24 protein-coding genes and 5 pseudogenes are annotated in these 24343 nt (G+C 69.5%); 18 read left to right on the forward strand and 11 right to left on the reverse strand.

Annotated elements, in window-relative coordinates; genetic code table 11:
• Positions 1-189 precede the first annotated feature (189 nt).
• The 3 genes from AC4BEG_RS05660 to AC4BEG_RS05670 all read right to left on the reverse strand — a co-directional run bounded on the left by AC4BEG_RS05660 (position 190) and on the right by AC4BEG_RS05670 (position 3129).
• Complete coding sequence (locus tag AC4BEG_RS05660) at positions 190-771, reverse strand: histidine phosphatase family protein (protein ID WP_490704808.1); 582 nt, start codon at positions 769-771, stop codon at positions 190-192.
• Between the two features lie 13 nt (positions 772-784).
• Positions 785-1231 carry a GNAT family N-acetyltransferase gene (locus AC4BEG_RS05665; RefSeq protein ID WP_490704809.1) on the reverse strand — a complete coding sequence of 149 codons (447 nt, stop codon included), beginning with the start codon at positions 1229-1231 and terminating at the stop codon, positions 785-787.
• Between the two features lie 449 nt (positions 1232-1680).
• Positions 1681-3129, reverse strand: coding sequence for an aminotransferase-like domain-containing protein (locus AC4BEG_RS05670; protein WP_490704810.1), 1449 nt, complete (start codon positions 3127-3129; stop codon positions 1681-1683).
• Between AC4BEG_RS05670 and AC4BEG_RS05675 the strand changes: the two genes are divergently transcribed.
• A complete protein-coding gene (locus AC4BEG_RS05675) occupies positions 3128-4120 on the forward strand; it encodes a DMT family transporter (RefSeq protein WP_490704811.1) in 993 nt (330 codons plus the stop codon). The two genes, AC4BEG_RS05670 and AC4BEG_RS05675, sit on opposite strands and share 2 nt — an antisense overlap.
• 48 nt (positions 4121-4168) lie before the next feature.
• Positions 4169-4372, forward strand: coding sequence for a DUF1918 domain-containing protein (locus tag AC4BEG_RS05680; protein WP_490704812.1), 204 nt, complete (start codon positions 4169-4171; stop codon positions 4370-4372).
• A 17-nt stretch (positions 4373-4389) separates the two neighbouring features.
• Here the strand turns inward: AC4BEG_RS05680 and AC4BEG_RS05685 are convergent, their stop codons facing one another.
• On the reverse strand, positions 4390-5622 hold the full coding sequence (locus AC4BEG_RS05685; protein ID WP_490704813.1) for a glycoside hydrolase family 10-like protein: 1233 nt from the start codon (positions 5620-5622) through the stop codon (positions 4390-4392).
• A gap of 339 nt (positions 5623-5961) precedes the next feature.
• Between AC4BEG_RS05685 and AC4BEG_RS05690 the strand changes: the two genes are divergently transcribed.
• Entirely contained in the window at positions 5962-6819 is an 858-nt protein-coding gene (locus AC4BEG_RS05690; protein WP_490704814.1) for a 3-hydroxybutyryl-CoA dehydrogenase, read from the forward strand.
• A gap of 142 nt (positions 6820-6961) precedes the next feature.
• Here AC4BEG_RS05690 and AC4BEG_RS05695 read toward each other — a convergent pair whose 3' ends face one another.
• Together AC4BEG_RS05695 and AC4BEG_RS05700 are read right to left on the reverse strand one after the other, a co-directional pair.
• The gene (locus AC4BEG_RS05695; RefSeq protein WP_490704815.1) at positions 6962-7474 is read right to left on the reverse strand and encodes a carbamoyltransferase N-terminal domain-containing protein; all 513 of its coding nucleotides are present in this window, start codon (positions 7472-7474) and stop codon (positions 6962-6964) included.
• Positions 7471-8232, reverse strand: a complete 762-nt coding sequence (locus AC4BEG_RS05700; RefSeq protein WP_490704816.1) for a thymidylate synthase — start codon at positions 8230-8232, stop codon at positions 7471-7473. The genes AC4BEG_RS05695 and AC4BEG_RS05700 overlap by 4 nt, the downstream gene beginning before the upstream one ends.
• A gap of 18 nt (positions 8233-8250) precedes the next feature.
• Here AC4BEG_RS05700 and AC4BEG_RS05705 point away from each other — a divergent pair.
• Positions 8251-8523 (forward strand): annotated as a pseudogene (locus AC4BEG_RS05705) (lantibiotic dehydratase); the annotation flags it as partial.
• Between the two features lie 55 nt (positions 8524-8578).
• A pseudogene (locus tag AC4BEG_RS05710) lies at positions 8579-8686 on the forward strand (transposase); the annotation flags it as partial.
• Between the two features lie 61 nt (positions 8687-8747).
• On the opposite strand, the gene AC4BEG_RS05715 reads toward AC4BEG_RS05710, so the two are convergent.
• Complete coding sequence (locus AC4BEG_RS05715) at positions 8748-9704, reverse strand: GlxA family transcriptional regulator (protein ID WP_490704817.1); 957 nt, start codon at positions 9702-9704, stop codon at positions 8748-8750.
• A 161-nt stretch (positions 9705-9865) separates the two neighbouring features.
• Positions 9866-10201, reverse strand: a complete 336-nt coding sequence (locus tag AC4BEG_RS05720) for a putative quinol monooxygenase (protein WP_490704818.1) — start codon at positions 10199-10201, stop codon at positions 9866-9868.
• A gap of 484 nt (positions 10202-10685) precedes the next feature.
• Here AC4BEG_RS05720 and AC4BEG_RS05725 point away from each other — a divergent pair.
• Positions 10686-10831, forward strand: a pseudogene (locus AC4BEG_RS05725) (3-oxoacyl-ACP reductase); the annotation flags it as partial.
• Between the two features lie 125 nt (positions 10832-10956).
• On the forward strand, positions 10957-11196 hold the full coding sequence (locus tag AC4BEG_RS05730; RefSeq protein ID WP_490704819.1) for a hypothetical protein: 240 nt from the start codon (positions 10957-10959) through the stop codon (positions 11194-11196).
• Positions 11197-11410: 214 nt separating this feature from the next.
• Here AC4BEG_RS05730 and AC4BEG_RS05735 read toward each other — a convergent pair whose 3' ends face one another.
• Entirely contained in the window at positions 11411-12313 is a 903-nt protein-coding gene (locus AC4BEG_RS05735; RefSeq protein ID WP_490704820.1) for a LysR family transcriptional regulator, read from the reverse strand.
• Positions 12314-12448: 135 nt separating this feature from the next.
• Between AC4BEG_RS05735 and AC4BEG_RS05740 the strand changes: the two genes are divergently transcribed.
• The 10 genes and pseudogenes from AC4BEG_RS05740 to AC4BEG_RS05785 all read left to right on the forward strand — a co-directional run bounded on the left by AC4BEG_RS05740 (position 12449) and on the right by AC4BEG_RS05785 (position 22699).
• Positions 12449-13687, forward strand: a complete 1239-nt coding sequence (locus AC4BEG_RS05740) for a CaiB/BaiF CoA transferase family protein (protein ID WP_490704821.1) — start codon at positions 12449-12451, stop codon at positions 13685-13687.
• Between the two features lie 177 nt (positions 13688-13864).
• A complete protein-coding gene (locus AC4BEG_RS05745) occupies positions 13865-15175 on the forward strand; it encodes an MFS transporter (RefSeq protein ID WP_490704822.1) in 1311 nt (436 codons plus the stop codon).
• 72 nt (positions 15176-15247) lie between these two features.
• On the forward strand, positions 15248-16012 hold the full coding sequence (locus AC4BEG_RS05750) for an enoyl-CoA hydratase family protein (RefSeq protein WP_490704823.1): 765 nt from the start codon (positions 15248-15250) through the stop codon (positions 16010-16012).
• 126 nt (positions 16013-16138) lie between these two features.
• On the forward strand, positions 16139-16933 hold the full coding sequence (locus AC4BEG_RS05755; protein WP_490704824.1) for an enoyl-CoA hydratase/isomerase family protein: 795 nt from the start codon (positions 16139-16141) through the stop codon (positions 16931-16933).
• A gap of 5 nt (positions 16934-16938) precedes the next feature.
• A complete protein-coding gene (locus tag AC4BEG_RS05760; RefSeq protein WP_490704825.1) occupies positions 16939-18018 on the forward strand; it encodes an acyl-CoA dehydrogenase family protein in 1080 nt (359 codons plus the stop codon).
• Positions 18018-19010: an acyl-CoA dehydrogenase family protein gene (locus tag AC4BEG_RS05765; protein ID WP_490704826.1), complete on the forward strand. Its 993-nt coding sequence runs from the start codon at positions 18018-18020 to the stop codon at positions 19008-19010. The genes AC4BEG_RS05760 and AC4BEG_RS05765 overlap by 1 nt, the downstream gene beginning before the upstream one ends.
• Positions 19011-19486: 476 nt before the next feature.
• On the forward strand, positions 19487-20128 hold the full coding sequence (locus AC4BEG_RS05770; RefSeq protein WP_490704827.1) for an MBL fold metallo-hydrolase: 642 nt from the start codon (positions 19487-19489) through the stop codon (positions 20126-20128).
• Between the two features lie 390 nt (positions 20129-20518).
• A complete protein-coding gene (locus AC4BEG_RS05775) occupies positions 20519-20602 on the forward strand; it encodes a hypothetical protein (protein ID WP_490706988.1) in 84 nt (27 codons plus the stop codon).
• 524 nt (positions 20603-21126) lie between these two features.
• Positions 21127-22252 (forward strand): annotated as a pseudogene (locus AC4BEG_RS05780) (reverse transcriptase/maturase family protein); the annotation flags it as partial.
• Positions 22253-22387: 135 nt separating this feature from the next.
• Positions 22388-22699, forward strand: coding sequence for a transposase (locus AC4BEG_RS05785; RefSeq protein ID WP_490706989.1), 312 nt, complete (start codon positions 22388-22390; stop codon positions 22697-22699).
• Between the two features lie 270 nt (positions 22700-22969).
• Here AC4BEG_RS05785 and AC4BEG_RS05790 read toward each other — a convergent pair whose 3' ends face one another.
• Complete coding sequence (locus AC4BEG_RS05790; RefSeq protein WP_490704828.1) at positions 22970-23578, reverse strand: AAA family ATPase; 609 nt, start codon at positions 23576-23578, stop codon at positions 22970-22972.
• Entirely contained in the window at positions 23575-23871 is a 297-nt protein-coding gene (locus tag AC4BEG_RS05795; RefSeq protein ID WP_490704829.1) for an NUDIX hydrolase, read from the reverse strand. Before AC4BEG_RS05795 ends, AC4BEG_RS05790 begins: the two co-directional genes overlap by 4 nt.
• Positions 23872-24031: 160 nt before the next feature.
• Here AC4BEG_RS05795 and AC4BEG_RS05800 point away from each other — a divergent pair.
• A pseudogene (locus AC4BEG_RS05800) lies at positions 24032-24334 on the forward strand (transposase); the annotation flags it as partial.
• Positions 24335-24343: the final 9 nt, after the last annotated feature.

Genomic DNA, 24343 nt, shown 5'->3' on the forward strand with positions numbered 1-24343 from the left:
CCTGACCCTGTGTCATGCCATGAACGCTCCGGAGTCAGCCTCATCGGAGCCGCGCACCACGGCGACCGGACAAGATCATCCAGGTGAACGACCGCCCCCGGACGGCGCAGCGCGGCGGTGCGGCGCATCCCCGGCGCACCCCCGGCGCACCCCCGACGAACCCCCGACGAACCCCCGGCGCATCCCCGGTCAGCGGAGCGCGTCACCGTCCATCCGCAGCCGCCACTGCCCCGGCCGACCGGTGAGGGTGACGGTGGACAGCGGCTGGATGTCCACGTTCCAGTAGCAGTGCGGGGGTGCCTTGAGCGCGTACATCATGGCCGCGCGTATCACCCCGGGGTCGGCGACGGCGAGCATCTTGGAGGGGTGCTCGGCCGGGCGGGTATCCAGCCAGCCGCCGACGCGGGTGATGAAGTCCAGCAGGCATTCACCGCCGTGCGGCGCGGAACGCGGATCGGCGAGCCAGGCGTCCACGGTCGCCGGTTCGCGCGCCATCACATCCGCCAGGGTACGGCCCCGCCAGCGGCCCATGTCGCAGTCGCGCAGGGCGAGTTGGGCGAGGGGGGTGAAGCCGAGGGCGCCACCGGTCTCCCGGCTGCGCGGCGACGGCGAGCAGTAGCGCAGCTCCGCCGCGGCCAGCGGAAGCAGGGCGGGCGCGGCCCGCTCCACGGCGATGCGGCCCGCCATGTCCAGAGGTCGTTCGTCGTCGAACCGCTCGCCGAGCCGGGAGGAGCTGCGGGCGGCGGCGACCAGCGTGAACCGGAACGTCATCCCGGCATGGTATTCACCCCTCGCCGCGGGCGGACGACTGCCGGGCGAAGAGAAGGTGCATCCACTGGGACGGGACGTCCAGCGGCTCGAAGCCCACCTTCCGGTAGACGTCGTGGGCGTCCTCGGTGGCCAGCAGGATGCGACGCAGCCCGTACGGCGCGAGATGGTCGCGGACGGCGGTGACCAGCTCGGTGCCCAGACCCCTGCCGCGGACGGAGCGGTCGACGTAGACGTCGCACAGCCAGGAGAAGGTGGCGTAGTCGGTGAGGACGCGGGCGTAGGCGACCTGGGCGCCCGAAGCGGTGTCGTACACGCCGAAGTTGAGCGAGGAGGCGATCGCCCGGTCCTGCTTCTCCCGGGTGCGGCCGAGGGCCCAGTAGGCGTCGGTGGACAGCCAGTGGTGGATACGGGCCGGGTCGAGCCGCGCCGGGTCGGTGGATATCTCGAAGCCGTCGGTCATGGGGGTGTTCCTATCAGCCACCCGTCGGCGGGACGACCGGTTTCCCCTGTGACCGGCGGCGTTCGTCCCATTCAGCCCAGCACCTCGGCACAGGCGGTACGGAGCCGGCGGACACCCTCGGCGAGCTCACCGGCCCCGGCCACCGAGGCGAAGCTCAGCCCAGCCGCCTGCCGGCGGGACCGACGCATTGCCCCCGTGACCGGGGAAGCCCCGTCGACAGGGCAGCGATTTCCCCCGCGGCCGAGGGCTCCTCGTCCCATTCAGCCCAGCACCTCGGCACAGGCGGTACGGAGCCGGCGGACACCCTCGGCGAGCTCACCGGCCCCGGCCACCGAGGCGAAGCTCAGCCCAGCCGCCTGCCGGCGGGACCGACGCATTGCCCCCGTGACCGGGGAAGCCCCGTCGACAGGGCAGCGATTTCCCCCGCGGCCGAGGGCTCCTCGTCCCATTCAGCCCAGCACCTCGGCACAGGCGGTACGGAGCCGGCGGACACCCTCGGCGAGCTCACCGGCCCCGGCCACCGAGGCGAAGCTCAGCCGTACGTGCGGCGCGGGCGGCTCGGCGCAGAAGTACGGACGGCCGTGGGCGACGGCGACCCCGGCGCGCAGCGCGGCGGAGGCCAGTGCGGCTTCGTCGGTGCGCTGGGGCAGCCGCAGCCACAGGTGGTAGCCGCCGAGCGGCACATGCGGCAGGTCCAGACCGGGCAGCTCCTGCCGGACGGCGGTGACCATGGCCTGGCGGCGGGCGCGCAACTCGGCCGCGACGGTGCGCAGATGGCGGGGCCAGGCGGGGGCGCCGACCAGTTCCAGGGCGGCCTCCTGCAACGGCCGGGGGACGAAGAAGCTGTCGACGACCTGGATCGCGCGCAACCGCTCGAAGGCGGGGCCGCGGGCGGCGAGCGCGCCGACCCGCAGGCTGGGCGAGGTGGCCTTGGTGAGCGAGCAGACGTGGACCACGACCCCGTCCGGGTCGTCCGCGGCGAGCGGGGCGGGCAGCGGCGGGGAGTCCTCGTGGACGAGACGGCGGGCGAAGTCGTCCTCCACCACGAAGGCGCCCGCCGCGCGGGCGATCCGCAGCACCTCGCGGCGCCGCTCGGCGGCCAGGCTCGCGCCGGTCGGGTTCTGGAAGAGCGGCTGGCAGACGAAGACGCGGGCGCCGCTCGCGCGCAGCGCCTCGTCGAACAGATCGGTGCGCACTCCGTCGGTGTCCACCGGGACCGGGACCGGGCGCACCCCGGAGGCGCGGGCGGCGGCCAGCATCCCGGGGTAGGTGGGGGATTCGACGAGCACCGGGGCGCCGGGCGGGGCGAGGGAGCGCAGCGCGCAGGTGAGCGCGGCCTGGCCGCCCGCGGTGACCAGGACATCGGCGGCGGCGAGGGTTCCGGCCGGGCCGCCGATCTCCCGGGCGAACCACTCGCGGAGCTCGGTGAGCCCTTCCATGGGCGGGCGGCCCCAGGCGCCGGGCCGCCTCCCGGCGCGGGCCAGCGCGGCGGCCAGAGCGCGTTCGGGCTGGAGGGAGGGGTGGAGATAGCCGCCGTTGAGCTCCAGGGTGCCGGGCGGCGGGGCGGCAAGCGTGGCCAGCACCCCCGAGGCGTCGACCGAACGCGGCACGGCCTCGCCCGCCGTCTCCACGCTGAGCGCGACCTCCTGCCAGGAGGTGTCGCCCGGCCGGGACGCCTCGGGGCGGGAGCGGACGGCGCGGAAGGCACCCGCGCCGGGGCGGGTGACCACCAGCCCCTCGGCGGCGAGGACGGCCAGTGCGCGGGAGACGGTCACCGGGCTCACCCGGTGGCGCTCGACCAGAGCCCGACTGGATGGCAGCTTCTCACCCGGTGAGTAGCGGTTCAGCTCATTCCGCAGGCTTTCGGCCAACTCAGCCACACTGCTACGCTCATGCATGACAGTAGATGATAGCGCTACCGAGCCCTGCACGATAGCGGTGAACAGCGGCGGCGGCACCGCGCGCGCCGAGAGCTCCGGGACGACCGGCACCCTTCAGGCCGCGCTGGGCGTGGCCGCCTTCTCGCTCACCTTCCCCGCCACCGCCTGGGGTCTGGAGGGGTTCGGCCCCTGGTCGGTGACCACCTGCCGGATGGTGCTCGCCGCGCTGGTCGCGGGCGGGGCGCTGGCGGCGCTGCGGGTTCGGCCGCCGCACCGCCGCCACTGGCCCGGACTGCTGGTGGTGGCCGCCGGGGTGGTGGTGGGCTTTCCGCTGCTGACCACGCTCGCCCTCCAGACCTCCACCACCTCGCACGCGGCCGTGGTGGTCGGGCTGCTGCCGCTGACCACCGCCGCCTTCTCCGCGGTGCGCACCGGCGTACGGCCGTCCCCGGCGTTCTGGGCGGCGGCGCTGGCCGGGGCCGCGGTGGTGATCGCCTTCGCGGTGCAGCAGAGCGGCGGCGCCCCGACCACCGGTGATCTGTATCTGTTCGCCGCGCTGCTGGTGTGTGCCGCGGGCTACACCGAGGGCGGACGGCTGGCCGCCCATATGCCGGGGTGGCAGGTGATCGGCTGGGCCCTGGTGGGGTGTCTGCCGGTCGCCGCGGCGGGCGCGGCGCTGGCACTGCGGTACGAGCCGGTGCACCTCGGCGGCCACGCGGTCGCCGGTCTGCTGTGGCTGGCGGTGGGCTCGCAGTTCCTGGGGCTGCTGGTCTGGTACCGCGGGATGGCGGCCATCGGGGTGGCTCGGGCCAGCCAGCTCCAGCTGGCCCAGCCGCTGCTGACACTGGTGTGGTCGGTGCTGCTGCTGAACGAGGACCTCTCCCCCGCCGCCCCGGCAGCCGCGGTCGCGGTCCTGGTGTGCATCGGGGTGACCCAGCGTGCCCGGATGCCGGAAAAGCCGGAACGGACCCGCATCCCGGCAGGCGCAAACATGGAGAACCGGCCATAAACTGGCCTCAAGGATTGTCCTGGAGGAAATCCGTAGGAGGTCATGTAGATGGAGGCGACCGTAGGCGACAAGCTGCTGGTGCACGGCAGGGTTGTCGGCATTCACGACCGGACCGCGGAAATCATCGAAGTGCTCGGGGACCACGGCGAACCGCCCTACCGCGTCCGCTATGAGGACGACGGCCACGAGTGCCTGTTCTCTCCCGGTCCCGACTCGGTCGTCCGCCACCTGCCCACCGGCAAGCGGCGCTAGCGCGCCGCCGATCCGGCTCAGCGGGGCGGACGCACCCAGCACTCGTAGTGGTCGGCGACCACACGCGCCATGGCGCCGTTGCGGTCGGCGGCCACTTCCTTTGCGGAGAAGAAGACGTTTCCCCTGACCTGGGGGTAGTCCCGGTCGAAGGTGAGATGGCGGGACAGCTCGGCGTGGTCCTGCCAGGGGGCGGGCTGCGCCGGATCGCCCGCCTTGTACAGCGCCTCACCGATGTACAGCCGCGCCCCGGTGCCACGCACCGTGTCCGCCCACCACGGCACCAGTTCGGCGTAGTCGGCGGCGGCGAATCCGATGTTCCAGTACACCTGCGGAACGATGTAGTCCAGCCAGCCCCGCCGCACCCAGCCGCGGGTGTCCGCGTACAGGTCGTCGTAGGTCTGCACCCCGGCGGTGGTCCGTGAGCCGCGCGGATCGGTGGCCGCGTTGCGCCATACGGCGAACGGGCTGATGCCGAAGCGCACCCCCGGCTTGAGCCGCTTGATCCGTACGGCCGTCTCGCGCACCAGGCGGTCGATGTTGTCCCGGCGCCAGGCCGCCCGGTCGGGGAAGCCCGCGCCGTAGCGGGCGTAGGCGTCGTTGTCGTCGAAGACCTGGCCCGCCACCGGATAGGGGTAGAAGTAGTCGTCCCAGTGGACGGCGTCGACGTCGTAGTGGACGACGGCGTCCAGCATCGCGTCCTGGACGAAGCGGCGGACCTCGGGCAGCCCGGGGTTGTAGTAGAGCTTTCCGCCGTACCTCACGATCCACTCGGGGTGGCGGCGAGCGGGGTGGGCGGGGACCAGCCTGCCGGGATCGGTGTGATTGGCGACGCGGTAGGGGTTGAACCAGGCGTGCAGCTCCAGGCCGCGCCGGTGCGCCTCCCGTACGGCGGTGCCCAGCGGATCCCAGCCCGGGTCCCGCCCCTGCGCGCCGGTGAGGTACTCCGCCCACGGCTCGTACGGCGAGGGCCACAGCGCGTCGGCGGTCGGCCGCACCTGGAAGATCACCGCGTTGAGCCTGCGCATGACGGCGGTGTCGAAGGCTGCGAGCAGTTCGGCCCGCTGCTGCTCGGCGGGGAGACCGGGCCGGGAGGGCCAGTCCCGGTTGGCCACGGTGGCCAGCCACATCCCGCGGAACTCGGGGCGCCGACGCGTCTCCCGTCCGGCCGCCGCCGCCTCGCCCGCCGTGGCGGCGCCCGCCAGCGCCCCGGCGGCCGCCACCGTCAGACTTCTGCGCGTGATCTGTCCCATGCCGACTCCTCACTCGCCGCGTGCCGATGACTCCCGCTGTAGCCCACAACTCCCGCTGATGATGCGGCTCTTGGGCGCGTCCGGCAATGCTTGCCGCGGTTCCCGCGACGGTCGGCCCCGCCGGCCGCCGAACCCCGGTGACTTCACTCTTCCCGCGCGGGCGTCCGGGCGCGCGCGTCCACGCGGAAACGGGTGGTGACGAAGCAGTGACAGCGGGCGGAGCGCGCCGGGTGAATCCGGCCCCGACCCGTCCCTTGCCCATAACCGGCAGGTAACGTCTGGGGCGGCAGGGGGACGACACAGCCGGCAGACAGATCAGTGATCAGCGAAAGGCACGATGTGACCGACATCGAACGCGTCGGAGTGGTGGGCTGCGGCCAGATGGGCGCGGGCATCGCGGAGGTGTGCGCCCGTTCCGGCCTGGACGTCATGGTCGCGGAGACCACCGGCGAGGCCCTGGAGATCGGCCGGACCCGCTTGACCAACTCCCTCGGCAAGGCCGCCGAACGCGGCAAGATCACCGAGGAGGAGCGGGACGCGACGCTGGAGCGGCTGAGCTTCACCACGGACCTGGGGGAATTCGCCGACCGCGATCTGGTCATCGAGGCCGTCGTGGAGAACGAGCAGGTCAAGACCGAGATCTTCCAGGTGCTCGACCAGGTGGTGACCCGCCCGGACGCGATCCTGGCCTCCAACACCTCCTCCATTCCGCTGGTCAAGCTGGCCGTGGCCACCTCGCGGCCGGACCAGGTCATCGGTATCCACTTCTTCAATCCGGCCCCGGTGCAGGCGCTGGTCGAACTGGTCCCGGCGCTGACCACCGGCGACGAGACCATCAAGCGCGCCGAGGCGCTGGTGCACGATGTTCTGGGCAAGCACGCCATCCGGGCCCAGGACCGCTCCGGATTTGTGGTCAACGCGCTGCTCATCCCGTATCTGCTCTCCGCGATCCGGATGTTCGAGTCCGGGATCGCCAGCCGGGAGGACATCGACAACGGCATGGAGATGGGCTGCGCCCATCCGATGGGCCCGCTCAAGCTGTCCGATCTGATCGGTCTGGACACCATCGCGGCCATCGCCGACTCGATGTACTCCGAGTACAAGGAGCCGCTGTACGCCGCTCCCCCGCTGCTGCTGCGCATGGTGGACGCGGGGCGGCTGGGCCGGAAGTCGGGGTCGGGGTTCTACCCGTACTAAAGAGTCCGACGATGCCGCCAACTGGCGCTGCTTCAGGGGGAGTTCACCTGAAGCAGCGCCAACTAAATTAGCGCCCTAGGTTGGCTCACGCGGCCCCGGTGCCCTTCCTCAGCCACTGAGCCCTGCCCAGCCAGCGTGGCCTCTACCGAGGGGTAGCCCTGTGCCGCTCGCCGAGGCTGTCTACGACGAGAACAGCCGCCTCATCCCAGCCCGACGCGGTGAACGCGGCCAGTTGATGCGCGCGGTGGTGCAGTACAGGGGTGACGCGGGCGTCGGGGAAGTCCTGAGCGAGGAGCCGCAAGCGACGCCGGGTACGCACGGCGACCTTGGCGAACCCTGCCGCACGCGGTATGGCCCGTGAGCGGGTCGTGCCCGACAGAGCCATCCGCAGGGCAGCAGGAGTCTCGGCGAGGTAGCGGATGGGTTGGAAGTTGTACGCGACGGCATCGACGTCACCAGGCGTGATGCCCGCCTCCCCCAGCAGCCACCCGATGGCCTGACGCGGGTACTCACGGGTGTGTTTCTGCTGGGACAAGCGCTCCTCTTCGACAAAGCCCACCAGCTCGCCGTCGATGAGGAGAGCTGCGGCGGAGTCGTGGGTGAAGGAGCACACACCCAGAACGACGGACGGAACGTGGTCCACGGCGGTGGTCACCTCGTCCCCATCGGTGCGGAAGGCGGCGTGCCGCCAACTCGACGATTCAGCTCGCCGTACCAGCCGGTCAGGGCCTCGCCGAGCGGCCCCTCGATGGCGTCAGCGATACGCCACGCCTGCTCGCGCTCTCCGCCCTTCCACAGCCGGTAGCTGCGCATCGTCTCAGCCATGGCATCGCAGCCCGGGTGCCCTGTCTCGCCACCGGCTTGAACCCGGTCGAGGAGCTTCTCGAACCCCTCCCAAGGCGTAGACAGTTCAGGCATCACCGGACTCGCTGCCACATCGGTCAACGCGTCGGCCTTCTCGATGTCGCGCTCGTAGATGTGGAGGGAGTCGACGTGGTGGTGGTACTCCCCCAGGTCGACGTCCAGCCAGCCGGCGACGAGTTCGTGGAGCGTGGTGAAGAAGAACAGGTCGTACGGCATGCCGATCCACACGTCCTGGCCGCGCATCGTGGTCGACATGTGCAGTCGTCCGCCACGCAGGTGGAAGCGGAAGCCGAGTGTGCAGGGGACGTCTTTGTGGCCGGCGGTGTCGCGAGCAGGGTCGTAGAGCTGAATGGTCGCCCGCCGGGAGTCGGGGTCGTCCTTGAGGATCTCCACGACGCGGTGGAGCTGGTCGACCTCCCCACCCCAGTTCCGCATCCTGGGCCCATACGCGCGGCGGAGGATGCCGTCGTCGGCGTACCGCTGCAGCCGCCCGTTGTAGTCGAAGATCCGCTGTACGCAGACCGCTGCGAACTCGGCTTCGAGGTCCACGCTCCTTCGACAGACGCCCTGGCTCGAGGCGAATTCAGCCTCGAAATCACCGGCGTACCCTGCCCTGGAAGCAGCATGCTCGGGCGCTTCGCCCACCTGCTGCACACCAAACAACAGCGCCTGATCGCCGACTCCTATACGACCGGGCCCGACGCCATCACCGCACAGTTCTCCTTCACCCCGCGCCGTCGCCGCAACGAGAACGTCTCCCGCACTCCCCAGCTTCTGCCCGCCGTGATCCCGCTCGCCGAGCCCCCCGTCGAGGACGCCGTTCGATTGCCCTGGAGAACATCGGTGTCACCCGCCGACGCCCGCAACCTCCACCTCGTGCAGCTCTCCACCGGCCGACCGCAAGGTGCTGTCAGGCATCCTGTTCGTGCTGTACACCGGCATTCCCTGGGAGTTCCTGCCTCATGAACTGGGCTTCGGCTCGGGGATGACGTGCTGGCGGCGTCAGACGTGGAACTTCCTGAGGATCGGCTGAGGAGCGGCGCGAGACGTACCCAAGAAAGGAATTACTTGCTGCGCAGGGCGGATGTGGTCTTGCCGGTGCGTTCGCGGAGGAGCACCCGCAGGGTGTTGGGGTGTTCGTAGCCGACCTTCCGGGCGATGGTCTCGAGAGACATGTCGGTGGACCGCAGCAGGTGGGAAGCGCGTTCGATTCTCAGGTCCTGGACGAACCGGATGGGAGATGTCCCGATGGTGCGATGCACGGCGCGCTGCAGGGTCCGCTCGCTGACGCCGATGGCTTTGGCCGCTTCGGGGATGCTGATGGGATCGGCCAGATGCTCGCGGGTCCAGAGTTCGAAGGCGGCGACGGTGGGGTCGCTCTGGGCCAGAGCGCTGGGGATGGTGTACGCCGCCTGTGACGGGCATTCGTCGATCACGAGGTAGCGGGCGACGATGTCGGAGAGCGCGGGGCTACCAGCCCGGACGATCGCCAGTGCGAGGTCGACGTGACCGAAGGCCGCTCCGGCGGTGGTGATGCCCTCGCTGCCGATGACCATCTGGCTGTGATCCAGATGGACCTTGGGATACCTGTTGCGGAATGCCGGCGACAGCCACCAGGTGGTCGTGGCGCGCAGTCCATCGAGCACTCCCGCCTCGGCCAGGAGGAAGGTACCCGAGCACGCGGAGGCGATGGTCGTACCGCGGGCACGGGTTCTGCCGATCAGGTCGCGGACGGGCAGGGACTCGTCGCCGCCGACATGGTCGAGCAGCGCCGAAGGATCGCTAAACGTCGGCGCCGGCACGACCAGCAGGTCCGCCGTGTCCGCGTGCGCGAGTGGTCTGGGCGCCACGAGGAGCCCGGCCCCGGTCCGCACGGACGGGCCGGCGCCGACCATGGTCACGTTCCAGGTCGGCGGTTGGTGGATCTGCCCGCCCAGCGCGTTGGCGTTGCTCAGTACGTCGAGGATCGCTGCGAGTCCGGAGTCGAAGACCCCGTCATAGACGACGACTGCTACTTGCATGGCGGGGATTCCTTTCTCCCTGATGTTTTGAACTGCACATACCTCGAAGGCATCGCACTGTCCGGGAGGCGGCCGCCGCCTACTGCCGGAGGCCGCCTCCCGGACGGGGGCAACGCTATATCACTGGGTGGATTCAGTTTTCTCGCGCTGGATCGATGAAGTCAGGGTTGTGGGATCGGCTTCGATGACGGCGAACGCCCCGGCGGTACCTTGGTCCCCAGCAGGTCGACCGGGGCGACCACCGGGGGCGCGCTGAGCTTCGTCTGTGCGGCCTCGCCCAGTGCGGCGGCGATCCGGCCCGTCAGGTGCGCCTGACGTCCCTGCTCGTCCTCGAAGGTGTCGAACACCCCGAAGGTGGTGGCGTTCTCCCGGAACGAGAACCACGTCACCGTGCCCTGCTCCTGCTCGGCCAACTCCTGCGCGCCGCGCAGCATGGCCTCCACCTCGTCGGCGTACTCCGGCTTCGCCTCGATGCGTACCAACAGGCCGACCTTCATGTGACCACTCCTCGCTCACGAACTGCCGGACTCCCGGCGCACAACGAACGTACGGTGACAGCCCGTCACCACGTCAGCGGCAGAAACGACACGGTTAATAGGGTTCCCGTCGCGCGGATAGGGGTGTCGTTGCTTCCCTCCATCACCTGTGCAGACGTGCCTGCAGCCTGTACGCGGGCAGTTGAGGCTGCGCCCAGATCCCCGGACAGCAGCAGGGCACGGCCCTGGAGCGTTCCCGCCCCGAAGAAGGGCGCCTGGATGTGGTGCTTTCGCGCTCACCGTGCGCCCGCCGCACTGTGCTCGCCAGGACCGCCTTTCTCCCTTCCGATAGGTGCAGGCTTCCCCCGCAGGTAGTGGCGGTGGACGGCTCCGCATCAGCCGGGACGGCCCTTTGACGTGGGCGGACCCGGCCGCTTACCGTCAATTAGGCGACCGGTCGGCTATTTATGGTCGAGCCCAGTCCCCTCCCATCGAGAAGGCCACTATGAGTTCTGCTGCGCAGAAGGTCGCTGTCATCACCGGCGCGTCGCAAGGTATGGGAGTCGACTGGTCGCGGCGTACCGCAAGCTCGGCTATGCCGTCGTCGCGACTTCGCGCACGATCGCGCGCTCCAACGTCCTCGACGTACTCGCCTTTTTGACAGTGTCCTATGTGGTGAGGCGGACGAGGCGTTTGTAGCAGCACAGGGCAGCGGCGAGTCCCCCTGGCAGTTCGGCCTCGGCCTGTTCGCCAGCGGACTGAGCGCCGGCCTGGCCATGAGCGCCCTGCCGACGCTGATCCTCCGCCGCACGCCAGAGGACCGGACCGCCATCGGCACGGGCCTGTACAACACACTGAAATCCCTGGCCGGCGGCATCGGCGGAGCCCTGTTCGGCAGCATCCTCAACCGGATGCTGATCGACACTCCCGAAGCCCGCGCGGCCGGCCTCGCGAGCGAGGGGGGATACGTCCCATCTGGTCCTTCTCCGCGGCCCTCTGCCTGCTCGCCGTGCTGATCGCCATGAAGCTGCGCCACGACCAGAAGCCACCATCCGCCGCCCCACGACCTTCCGCACCCGCCGGGGCAGCCCGGACCACGGCCTCAGGCCACCGAGGCTGACCACGCCTCCTCGGCTGCGCTCACAGGGCGGTCCCGCTTCCAGCGGGCCACCGTCCATGTGTGCCGCCACCTGGCGGGCGCTGGCGTCCGGGCCTCGGCTCCCCCGCCCGTCACCCCTCGCGGCTCTGCTGGTTGAGGAGATCCAGGATGCGGCGCACTGCTGGATCTTCCTGTCCGGTGCGGGTGGCGGCGAGGATGCTGAGAGCGAGGTGGCTGGAGGTGTCCCGCAGGGGCCGGAAGACCACGGCGGGCACAGCGCTGGCACGTACCTGTTCCGGCACGAGGCCGACGCAATTCCCCGCCGCGACATGAGCAAGCAGGCCGGGAAGGCTGTTGGCCCGCGCCGTGTCGCGCGGGGCGAACCCTGCCGCGAGGCAGGCCGACGTCACCTGTTCCGCCATGCCCGCGAGGGCCGTCGGGGAGGGCAGTGCGAAGCCCTCTTCCGCCAGGTCGAGCAGGTGCAGGGCCTCGCGGCCGGCGAAGGTGTGGCCTTCGGGCAGGGCCACGGCCAGCCGTTCGTCCGCGAGCGTGCGCAGGTCGAGCGCGTCGGCGTCCGCGAGCGGCCCGCGGACAAAGGCCATATCCAGGCGGCCGGAGCGAACCATCGCGGCCAGCTCAGCGGAGACACCCTGGTGCAAGTGGACCCGGATACCGGGCAGTCGCTCCCGAGCCGAGCGCAGCACGCGAGGCAGGAAGGCATAGGTGAGACCGCCGACGAAGCCGAGGTGCAGTTCGCCCTCGGTGCCGTGGGCGATCCTGCGGGCACGCTCGACCGTGGCGTGCTGCGCCTGCAGCAGGTGCCGCGCATCGCGGGCGAACGCCTGGCCGGCCGGGGTGAGCCGGACGGCGCGGGTGCTGCGCTCGACGAGCCTCACTCCCATGCGCCGCTCCAGGCGCTGGATGGCCTGACTGAGCGGCGGCTGGCTCATCGACAGCCGCTCGGCGGCCCGCCCGAAGTGTCGCTCCTCCGCCAGGACCACGAACTGCTCCAGGACGCGCTGCGTCAGATCCATACTCTCTGCCATATGAATAAGTCTAGAAGAAGTATTGGAGATCAATGAATGACCCTGCGTTGAATTGTGGCCCGAAGCACAGTCCGGTCCAGCTGGCGGGGCCGGGCTTCTGAAGGGACGCAGGAGGCGCAAGGCATGTCGCCACAGCACCACAGGAACGACGCAGCCGGGGACGAGAACGCGAATGGCGGGCCGCTGGCTGGCCTGCGGATCGTCGAACTGGCCACCGTGATCATGGGTCCGTACGCGGGAGCCCAACTGGGCGACCTCGGCGCGGACGTCATCAAGATCGAGGCCCCCGGCGGGGACCCCACCCGCCACATCAAGCCCCGGCGCCACGAGGGCATGGCCGGTGCCACCCTCAACCTCAACCGCAACAAACGCAGTGTGCGGCTGGACCTGAAGACCCCGGCCGGGCGGGGCGCGCTCCTCGCGCTCCTGGCCACCGCCGACGCCTTCATCACCAACGTCCGCCCCCAGGCCCTGCAGCGGCTCGGGCTGTGCTACGAGGACGTGGCCCCCGCAAATCCGGGCCTGGTGTATGCCAACGCCCAGGGTTTCCGCAGCGATTCGCCCCAGGGCAACAACGCCGCCTACGACGACATCCTGCAGGCCGCCTCCGGACTGGTGTCACTCAACGAGCAGGTGAGCGGCGAGGCGCACTACGTACCGACCGTCCTGGCGGACAAGGTCTGCGGCCTGGTGATCGTGCAGTCCGTACTGGCCGCGCTCCGTCACCGGGACCGCACCGGCGCCGGGCAGCACGTGGAGGTCCCAATGGCCGACACCATGATCGCCTTCAACCTGGTCGAGCATCTGTCCGGCGCGTCGCTGGAGCCGGTCCAGGAGCCTGGCTACGGATACACGCGCGTGCTCAGCAAGGAGCGCAAGCCGTGTCCGACGGCCGACGGCTGGATGTGCATCCTGCCCTACAACGACCGCAACTGGCGCGACTTCTTCACCCACGCCGGCCGCCCCGACCTGGCCGCCGACCCCCGCTTCACGACCATGCCCCAGCGGATCGCGCACGCCGACGAGCTCTACGCGTACGTACGCGAAGTGACCCCGAAGTTCACCAACGCCCAGTGGCAGGACTTCTGCGACCGGGTGAGCATCCCTGCCCACCCCGTGCACAGCCTCCAGGAGGCCGCGGAGAGCAGCTACGCCCGCCAGGGCGGGCTGCTGCAGACCGTCGAGCACCCGAGCGAGGGTGCCTACCAGTACGTCGCACCGCCCGTCCGTTACTCCCGCACGCCCGGCCGGCTGTTTCGGCACTGCCCGCACCTCGGCGAGCACACCGAAGAGGTGCTCGCCGAGGTGGGTTTCGACCCGGCGTCGCTCATACCGGCGTCCGAACCGTTGCTGGCCGGCTGATCCGTCGGTCCGCCCAAAGCCCTCCCACCGGCCCTTCCCCCGGGGCTGGCAGGGCCCCGGCTGCCGCAGAACGCAGAACCCTGCTCCTCAGCTCAGCCACCACGCCAGTTCGCCATGTCCATCGCAGGTCTCCCCATCTCCCTGCACCTGCATATCGTACAGACGGGACCGCTCCCCATGACCGACATGACCGCTGCCCCGAGCAGCCTTTCGATGACGAAGGTGACCAACCGCAGGCGACAGCTGATCGCCGGCACCATCGGCCATCTCGTCGAGTGGTTCGACTGGTCGGCATACGCCTACCTCGCGATCTTCTTCGCCGACCAGTTCTTCCCCAAGCAGTCGGGCTCCAGCCTGGGGCCGCTGCTCGACACCTTCGGGGTGTTCGCCGTCGGGTTCCTCGCCCGGCCCTTCGGCGGACTGGTCCTGGGCGCGTTCGGCGACCGCTACGGCCGCCGCGCCGGGCTTTCCCTGTCCATCGCGCTGATGGGCGGCGGCAGTCTGCTGATCGCCCTAGCCCCTACCTACGCCCAGATTGGCGTGCTCGCACCGGCTCTGCTCGTCGTCGCCCGGCTGGTACAAGGCCTGGCCGCCGGCGGCGAATGGGGCGCAGCGTCGGCGTTCATGGTCGAGTCGGCTCCGCCCAACCATCGCGGGCTCTACTCGAGCTTCCTCTACGTCGGATCGAACATCGGAAAGGTCGCGCTCACGGGTACGGGCGGTCTGCTCATCGCGACTCTCGGCGAGCGGGCGATGGAGGATTACGGCTGGCGGATCCTGTTCGGCGCCGGCGCACTGCTTTCCGTGGTCGGCTGGTGGATCCGCCGCGGCGCCGCGGAGACCTCCGCCCAGGCCGAGTGCATCCGGGCGGGCACGATCGAGCGTCCGGGAGTGTTCGAGTTCGTCCGCCGCTACCCCGCCAAGACCTGCCAGATCTTCGGCATCACGCTCGGCCCGGCGGTGGCCTTCTACGCCTGGACTGCCTATCTCCCCACGTACGCGGTGACCGTCGGCGGGATTGACAAGGGGCAGACGCTGACGGCGGCGGCGGTGTCGGCGGTGGCATTCGCCATCGTCCAGCCGCTGGTCGGCATGGTCTCCGACCGGATCGGCCGCAAACCGCTGATGTTCATCTACGGGATCGGTTTCATCGTGGGCACCGTGCCACTGCTGGGAGCCATCGGCGGCACGGTCCAGAGCCTGATCCTGGTCCAGGCCATGGGCCTGATCCTGCTCGCCTGCATGACCGCCATCGCGGCAGCAGTCAGCGTGGAACTCTTTCCGGCGCGGGTCCGGGTGAGCGGCATCGGCTTCCCCTACTCGCTGTCCGTGGCCGTCTTCGGCGGCACCTCGCCGCTGATCGCCACCGCCCTGCAGTCGGCCGGGCATGCCGACTGGTTCGGCTGGTACATCGTGGCCTGCACTGCCATCACGATGATCACCGTCCTCACGCTCCGCGAGACCCATGGCGCGCCATTGCCCGAGTGATATCCGCCCCCGAACCCGCACCCGGGCATCCCCAGGTACAAACAACCCGCATCCCGAGAGAGCCGTAGGAGCATGACGAAAGTGGTCCGCTGCGCGACCAAGGGCGGCATCATGACGCTCACCCTTGATTCGCCGCACAACCGCAACGCGCTGTCCGCACGCCTCATCGGCGAACTGACCGACCAGCTGGGCAGGGCAGCACAGGAACCTGACGTTCGGGCGGTGCTTCTCACCCATACCGGGACCACATTCTGCGCGGGCATCGACCTGTACGAGGCCCGCCACCCGGGCCATGACACGGCCACAGGAGCCCGGCGCATCATCCAACTGCTGCGTACCGTCGTCGAGTTGCCCAAGCCTGTGGTCGCCCGCGTGGCCGGGCACGCCCGCGCCGGGGGCGTCGGGCTGCTCGGCGTATGCGACATCGTGGCCGCCGGCCCGCAGGCGAGCTTCGCGTTCACAGAAGTACGGATCGGGCTCGCGCCCGCCGTGCTGGCGACAACGGTCCTGCCACGGATGGACCCGCGGGCCGCGTCACGCTACTTCCTGACCGGCGAACGGTTCAGCCCCACGGAGGCCGCGCGCATCGGCCTGATCACCCTCGCCACCGAGACAGACCTGGACGCGGCGCTCTCACCCATCCTCGACGGACTGCGCGCCGCCGCCCCGAACGCCCTCACCGCAACGAAGCGCCTCACAACTGCCGACGTGCTGCGCTCCTTCCACCAGAATGCCGACACCTTGCCTGCAGTCGCCGCATGGCTGCTCGGCACCGACGAGGCCCGCGAGGGAGCGGCGTCGTTCCTGGAGCGGCGCCGGCCCGCCTGGGCCACCTGAGCCATCCCTGGTGCGGCCGCGCCACCGCGGGCCGCACCGGCGATATCGAGACCGCCGTCGAAGGCGTTTCCCCACCACCACGCGGCGCCGCCCCACCGCATCGCGCCCAAATCTGAGGAGTCACACATGCCCGAAACGGACGCCGGGCTCCAGATCCACGCCAAGGACCATGTCGGCTGGATCGTCCTGGACCGCCCGCAGCGCAAGAACGCCTTCACCACACAGACACTCCATGCCTGGGCGGAGGCGTACCGCGCGTTCCAGACCGACGACGACGTCCGCGTAGTCGTCGTCACCGGTAACGGGGACGCCTTCTGCGCGGGGGTCGACCTCGGCGTGCTCAGCACGCGGGCCAGCGCCCCGCTCGACACCCGTCGGCTGATGACCGACCACGTGCATCCCGTCGCCCGCGCCGCCGAGGACCTCACCAAACCGCTGATCGCTGCCGTCAATGGGGTCGCGGTCGGCGCCGGGATGGACATGGCCCTGATGTGTGACTACCGTATCGCCTCCGACACGGCCCGCCTCTCCGAGGGCTACGTCCGCCTGGGCCTGGTCCCCGGCGACGGCGGCTGCCACTACCTGCCGCGCATCGTCGGCCGCTCCAAGGCGCTGCGGCTGCTGTGGACCGGCGAGTTCATCGGCGCCGGCCAGGCCCTGGAGTGGGGTCTGGTCGACGAGGTGCACCCAGCGGCCGAACTCCGCGACCGTACAGGCGAGTTCGCCGCCCTGATCGCCGCGCAGCCACCGGTCGCCGTTCAGCTGATCAAGAGCGCGGTACGCGCCGGCGAGCACGCCGACGTGCGCACCTCCCTCGATCTGATCGCCTCGCACCAGGCTGTCGTCCAGGCGACCGCGGACTCGGCAGAGGCGATGGCCGCGTTCACCCAAAAGCGCCCCCCGCACTTCGAAGGCAAGTGAGCGAGATGACCGACACCTCCGAGGACCTGCGCCACCGCGTGCGCGAACTCGTCGCCGAGTGGGACTTCACCCCACGCTGCGACTCCTGGGCAAGCGGCTACGACACCTCCTTCAGCCAGGAGCTGGGACGCCGCGGTCTGCTCGCGGTGACCTGGCCGAAGGAGTTCGGCGGCGGCGAGGGCACCAATGTCGACCGCTTCGCGGTGAGCGAGGAGCTCCTGCGAGCAGGCGCCCCGGTGGCAGCCCACTGGGTCGGCGAGCGGCAGATCGGCCCTTCCCTCCTGCGCCACGGCACCCGCGCACTCCAAGAGGAGTTCTGCCCCAAGCTTGCCCGGGCCGAGTACCGCTTCGCCATCGGCATGAGCGAGCCCGATGCAGGCTCCGACCTGGCCGCCGTCCGCACCAAAGCGGTACGCGACGGGGACGGCTGGCGCGTCACCGGCCGCAAGATCTGGACCAGCGTCGCCCACCGCGCCACCCATCTCTATCTGCTGGCCCGCACCTCGCAGGAAGAGAACAAGCACGCCGGGCTCACCGAGTTCATCCTCTCCGTGCACTCTCCGGGCATCACCGTCTCCCCGATCCTCGACATGCGCGGCGAGCACCACTTCAACGAAGTCGTGCTGGAGGACGTGCACATCCCCGGCCGCTGGGTGATCGGCGACATCGGCGCGGGCTGGCAACAGGTCGTAGGGCAGCTCTCGTTCGAGCGCGGCGGCCCCGAACGGTTCCTGTCGACGTATCCCCTGCTCACCGCCGTGATGCAGGCCGGTCTTGCGGACGAAACCGCCCTACGTGAACTCCCTGCGCTGGCTGGGCAGTTGCAGATACTGCGGCGCTGGGCACTGAACAACGCCCTCGCCATGGACGCCGGACACACCCCGGTCACCCAGGCTGCGATGAGCAAGTATCTCGGCAACAAGTTCGAGATGGCCGTCATCGAATGGGCGCGCCCGCTGATGCCGCGCGCCGACCGGAATATCCGCGCCCTGTACGACCAGGCCGTCGCCGCGTCCCCGGCCTCCGGCCTGCGCGGCGGGGCCGCCCAGGTCATGCTGTCCGTCATCGCGAAGGGCCAGAAGTGATGAGCACTACCGAAGAGTTCGACCCGGCCCTGGACCAGGCGGTCCGCGAGGTCGTCACCGACTGGCCCCGCCCTCAGGTCGGCAAAGACCTCACCCACACCGATGCCTTCCGCGCCCAGTGGCAAACCGCCGTGGACCTGGGCTGGACCGGCATCCTCGACGACGCCGACTTCGCCGACCCCGGCTCGCCCGAGAGCCGGGAACTGCTGGACGCAGCGTGTGGCGCGGTGACCGCACTCGCCCGCGCCGGGTTCGCCCTGCCCCTGCGCCAGACCCTGGTGGCACGCTATGCAGCTTCCGAGGATCTACCCGCCGACGTGATCGCCGTCCACCCCACGGCGTACGGGGTATGGGAGCCGGCCTCGACCGTGCTGGTCGCCGCCGACGGCAAGGCAACCACGGCGACGGGTGACGGCATCGCAGTCGAGGTGGACTTGGCGGACCGCCCGTACAGCCTCGCCCGCACGGCGGGCGAGGCAGGTGGTGAGCCCGGTGAGACGATCCCGCGGCGGGTGGCGGACATTGCCGAACTCCTGCTGCTCCAGGAAATTCTCGGAGCCGCGGAGGGAGCGGTGGCCGAAGCACGCCGCTATGTGACCGAGCGCGTCCAGTTCGGCCGCCCGCTCATCACGATCCCAGCGGTCCGCACGATCGTCGGCGAACTGACCGTATCCATGCTACAGTTGAAGACATCGGTCCACGAGGCACGCCATCGCTTCCTCACGGGGAACGGCCACTCGCTGCGCTTTGCGCTAACGACCGCCCGCGCGGTGGCCGCAGCCATCGCCACGGACGTGGCCGCCACGGCACACCAGCTGCACGGCGCGATGGGCATCACCGAAGAGGCGAGTTTGCACTGGCGCACCAAGCTGCTGTGGGCGGACCGCGACGAGGGTGTGACCTCCCGCGACCGGGGACTGGACGCTATGCCCACGGACGAGTCGGAGCTGTGGACGCTCACCGCACCGATCGGGCAAGGGCCTGAAGCATAAGGCTGGTCTCTTGAGCGTCGCTGACGTGTTCAGCCCTCGCGCCGTCGACTGTTCCGGATAGAAGATCGGTGGAGGGCTCAGGAGCTTCGGTCGCTGGCGTCACGGTCCGTGAAGCCTGACTACAGGGCAGGGCTGTCGGCACGGAGCCCGCGCACGCCGTGCCGACAGCCCGCCGGGGGGCTCTCTCGTCTGGCTTGATCGTGTCCAGATCGGCCGCATCGCACGTGCCGCCTCTGCCCGCCAGCGCCGGGAATGGATTTCGGCGGAGAGACCGCCAATTCAGCTGTAGTTGGTGTAGCTGCTTGTCGAACTCCGGAAGGGGCAATGCTTCGCGGAGCCTGCGCGTGAGCGCCGGGTCCGCCAGGTGCATACGCCCGGCGACGAGGTCGAATTCACTTTCACCGAGGCGGCGGCTTAGTTCCGGGATGTTGTCAATCGCGCTAGTTTTTCCTTAACTCAGGAGATGAGATAGTTTTATGGAACTTATTAAGAAGAGTCACGCCTGTGTCCGGCTGGAGAAGGACGGGCAGACGCTCGTGATCGATCCCGGCAGCTTCAGCGAGGAGGACGCGGCCGTGGGGGCGGACGCGATCCTGGTCACCCATGAGCACATGGACCACTTCAACGAGGACCGGCTGCGGGCGGGCATGGAGGCCAATCCGGGCGCCGAGATCTGGACCCTGGCCAGCGTCGCCGAGCAGCTCTCGGCCGCGTTCCCCGGGCGGGTGCACACCGTGGGCGAAGGCGACACCTTCACCGCGGCCGGCTTCGAGGTCGAGGTACACGGCCAGCTGCACGCCGTCATCCATCCCGACGTCCCCCAGGTCACCAACGTCGGTTATCTCCTCGACGGCGGCGCGGTGTTCCACCCGGGCGACGCCCTCACCGTCCCCGAGGGCCGCGCCGTCGACACCCTGCTGCTGCCCGTCCACGCGCCCTGGAACAAGGTCGCCGAAGTGATCGACTACGTCCGCGCGGTCGCACCCCGGCGGGCCATCGACGTCCACGACAGCCTGCTCCGGGACCAAGCGCGCCCGCTCTACGACTTCATGATCGACAAACTGGGAGGCTCCGACCACGGGCGGCTCACCCCGGGCGCGAGCACCGCGGTCGGCTGAGAAGCCGTATCTCAACCGATCTTGGAACGTGCGGCTCGAACGGAGTTCCTGGTCGGGTGATCTTCCGGCGGTACGCGCATGAAGGCAGGGCCTCCTGGTAGCTCGGGGGTGCGACCCCACTCCGAGCGGTTCCCGGAGGCCCTGTTGTCGTTGTTGTAGGCGCCCGAGCCCGCCCGCTTCAACTCGCCCGCAGTGTCGTGCGATTGCTTCGCGCACGTGTACGGCAACGCGGCCGATCATCCCGATCGGGTTCGCCGGTACCCGTCGGACATGACGGATGCGGAGTGGGCGGCCATCCGGCCGTTGTTGCCGGTGCCGGCCTGACTCCAGGGGCGGGGCGGACGGCCCGAGGGCTACTGCCACCGCCAGCTGCTGGACGCGGTCCGCCACCTGGTCGCGGGCGGGATCTCCTGGCGGGCGATGCCCGCGGACTTTCCCGCCTGGAGCCGGGTCTACGCCTTCTGTGCGCCGTGAGGCGCTTCGTTGTATCCCCGACTCACTCGGGAGGAACTTGGAGGAATGTTTCTGGGTCGCCTGACTTACCTGGAGGCGAAAGCCGAAGGGGACAACAGCATGTCAGGAAAGCGATGGCCGTCTGGAGGTATCCAGGGCGGAGGGCCGCAAGACCCGCGTGATATGGCCAAGGCTGGATTGCTTGAAGCCCAATCTCCAGCGGCAAAAATAGAAACTCATCGGAACCATACCTGAAACCGGTACCCTTTCCTTGCCGGGCTCTGAAGAACGGGTTCGGACGGCAACCTCCAAGGAGGGGGCATCGCCCAGTGAGGGTGGTCAAGGAGATGAGTGGGCGGCCTACGTCGTGCTCGATACGTACAGCGAAGACGTACCACAGGATCGCCTACGGGGCGCGAGCCCTACGGCGACGGAGTGCCCATAGTAGTCGCCGGAGTTGCGACCGGCCGTGAAGTCCGGGAAAGCCGGAATGAGGGCGAAGGGGCACAGGTGAACTCGACGTCCAGTAAGGGGAGGTATGCGCAATGCAGAGCGCCGAAACGCTGCTGGACGTCATCCGGGAACGCGGCAGGCAAAGCCTGCCGTTGGAAAGGATCTACCGGCAGCTGTTCAATCCGCAGCACTTTCTGATGGCCTACGGGCGCATCTACCGGAATTGGGGTGCGATAACGCCCGGGGCCACCGGGGAGACCGTGGACGGCATGTCACGGGCGAAGATTGACACGATCATCGGCACACTGCGGTCGGAGTCGTAACGATGGACGCCCGTCAAGCGGGTCTACATTGACAAGAAAGGCGGTGCGAAGAAGAAGCGCCCGCTTGGCCTGCCGACGTGGTCGGACAAACTGGTCGCCGAGGTCATACGTCTGTTATTGGAGGCGTACTACGACGTCCAATTCTGCGATCGCTCCCACGGGTTCCGCCCCAAGAGGGGCTGTCACACCGCGTTGCAGGACGTGGTGAAGTACTGGATCCGGAACGCGTTGGTTCATCGAGGGAGACACCTCCGACTGCTTCGGCAGCCTGGACCACGAGGTCATGCTCACGATCCTCGGGGAGAAGATCCACCATGGCCGGTTCCTGCGGCTGCTCAGGGCCATGCTCAGGGCCGGATACTTGGAGACTGGCGGTGGAACGCCACGCTGAGTGGGGCTCCCCAAGGCGGTGTGGCATCGCTCGTCCTCTCCAACATCTATCTTGACAGGCTCGATCAGTTCATTGAGCAGAAGCTGCTGCCGGAATTCAACCGCGGCAGAAAACGACGGCATCATCCGGAGTACCATCGGCTCGACAGCCGGATGTACTGGGCGAAGCGGCGCGGAGATCGCGCCGCAGTACGGCAACTCCGGCTCCAAATGCGGAGCCGCCGAGCAAAGACCCCTATGATCCAGGCTTTCGACGCCTACGGTATGTCAGGTATGCCGACGACTGGCTGGGCTCGGTTTCGCTGGGCCCAAGCACGAAGCCGAGGAGATCAAGGCGCGGATCACAGCATTCCTTCTGGATGAACTCCGGCTGGAACTCTCCGAATCCAAGACCTTGGTCACGCACGCCACCAGCCAGGCGGCGCGCTTCCTCGGCTACGAGGTGAAAGCCCAGCGATGCGACACGAAGCTCACGGGACCACGACGCTCCGTCAACGGTGCCATCGGGCGGCTCCTCGCGGACTGCTGCGAGATATGCGGATCAACACATCGTGACCAATACCCTCGGTCTGCTCTGGTCGCCTGCGTCACCGCCGCGAACACCGGCGACCGGGACGCCGCGACGGGCCTGCTGAGGCGGCTGCGCCGCCTGCACCGCGACAGCACCCTCGTCTGGGCCGACGGCGGCTACACCGGCGGCCTCGTCGGCTGGTGCCGGGACAAGCTCGCCCTGACCTTGGAGATCGTTAAGCGCACCGACGACATGACAGGGTTCATGGTGCTGCCCAGGCGTTGGGTGGCAGAGCGCACGTTCGCATGGCTGATGAACTCCCGCCGTCTGGCCCGGGACTACGAGGCCCTGCCCGCCACCAGCGAGGCGATGATCCGGTGGTCGATGGTCACGCGGATGAGCCGACGTCTGGCACGGCCACGGGCCGCCGACCGGCACTGAATGCCCCCGACGTCTCCAGGAGGAGCCACCCGCGCTCCGCCAGGCGCCGGACCGGCCCGGCGGTCTTCTGGCGGCCAAGGTGGCCCAGGGCCCGGAACTTCTCACCGCGGGCGTAGTGGTCGTGCCATTCGTCCTGCTGCGTGTATCCCACCGAGGCTGCTCCTTGTGGTCGAGGGGGCGGATGGTTAGGCGTTGCGGGCGCGCTGGAGATGGCCGCATGGAGGTGGTCGTGGCCATCCACGAGGCAGGCAAGGCGTACGCGGTGGTGGCTCACGGCGCCAGGGCTCGGTGCGCTCGAGCCCCGGCTGAGAGGCGACAGTTGTCCTGCAGACTCAGAGATCGCACCGGGGGCAGCTCGGCGAGCCCGGTGTCGCGCATGATGAAGTCGACGGTGTCATTGAGTGGGCTGTCGGTGCCTATGACGGTCTCAGCCCCCTGGGGCAGCAGGTCGCGTTGGCGGTACCAGTCGCGCAGCTCCCTCTCGGTGACCTGCGTGAGATACTCCGGATCCGGTTTGGTCGCGTGACGCACCAGGGTTTCGGCGAGAGGGATGTCGAGGTAGTAGCAACGCGTTGTGCCGCGATGTTCGTGTACGAGGTCCTCCAGCATCTCCCCGTAACGGTCGGCATACAGGATGCCTTCGACGATCACGTGATAGCCGGAGTCGAGCGCGTAGCGCGCCACAGTGGAGATCAGGCCGATGTTGGATGCACCGGGCCGGTCCCTTTCGCGGAGCACGACTCGGCGGAGGTTGTCTTGCCCGACCAGAGCCAAGCCGCCGCCGAAGCGATCACGGATCCCTGCCACCACCGAGGACTTGCCAGAGGCAGAGTTCCCCCGAATCACAATCAGGCGGGTCTCTTCGCTTCCCACGCTCATACCGGGAACCTTGCGGACGACCAAGGAGCGTGAGGTCCTCGGGCGGAGTCGGTCTCGGGGAGCGGACGCAGTCGGTTCGGGTCGTCCGCGGTGTGGGCGATGGGATCGTCGGGCTGCTGGAAGTGGATGGCGAAGTGGTGTCCGGCGCGCAGGGCCTGCAGTCCGGCGTGGGCGTAGGCGACCATGTCCGGTGGGAGACGGTCCAGGGGGTGCCAGGCCATCTCGCTGCACAGGTGGGGTTCGCGGATGTGCGGCTCGCCGGTCCAGGCGCGGACGACGCCGAAGACGCCCATGCGGACGGAGCCGCGGCCCCCGGGGGGGGTGCCGTGCGCCCGCGGGTTTGGGAGGCTCGGTGAAACGAAGCTCGCACCGGCACCGCCGTTCGCGGGCGGCCGCCCGGCGCCGCCTGCGCTTCCCGGGGGCCGTGACCCGCGGGATCAGCCGCCGCTACGGGGGGAGAGCGGCGGCCGGGTCGATCTGCGGCGGCGGATGCGGGACTACGTGCGCGGGCTGCTCGGTCCTGTCGGCCGGAAGAATGGCTGGCAGCTGGCCGAGTACGTCGGCCATGACGTGCCGGCCGGTCTGCAGCACCTGCTGAACCGGGCCCGGTGGGATCCGGACGAAGTCCTTGATGACCTGCAGGAATACGTGGCCGAACGACTCGGGGAGCCCGACGGTGTCCTGATCACCGACGAGACAGGCTGTGCGCCACGAGGCGCTGAGAATCGAGCGGGAGGAGGAACCCGCCGCTGGTCATCGCAGTGA

It is taken from the genome of Streptomyces sp. JLBJ103, assembly GCF_058215575.1.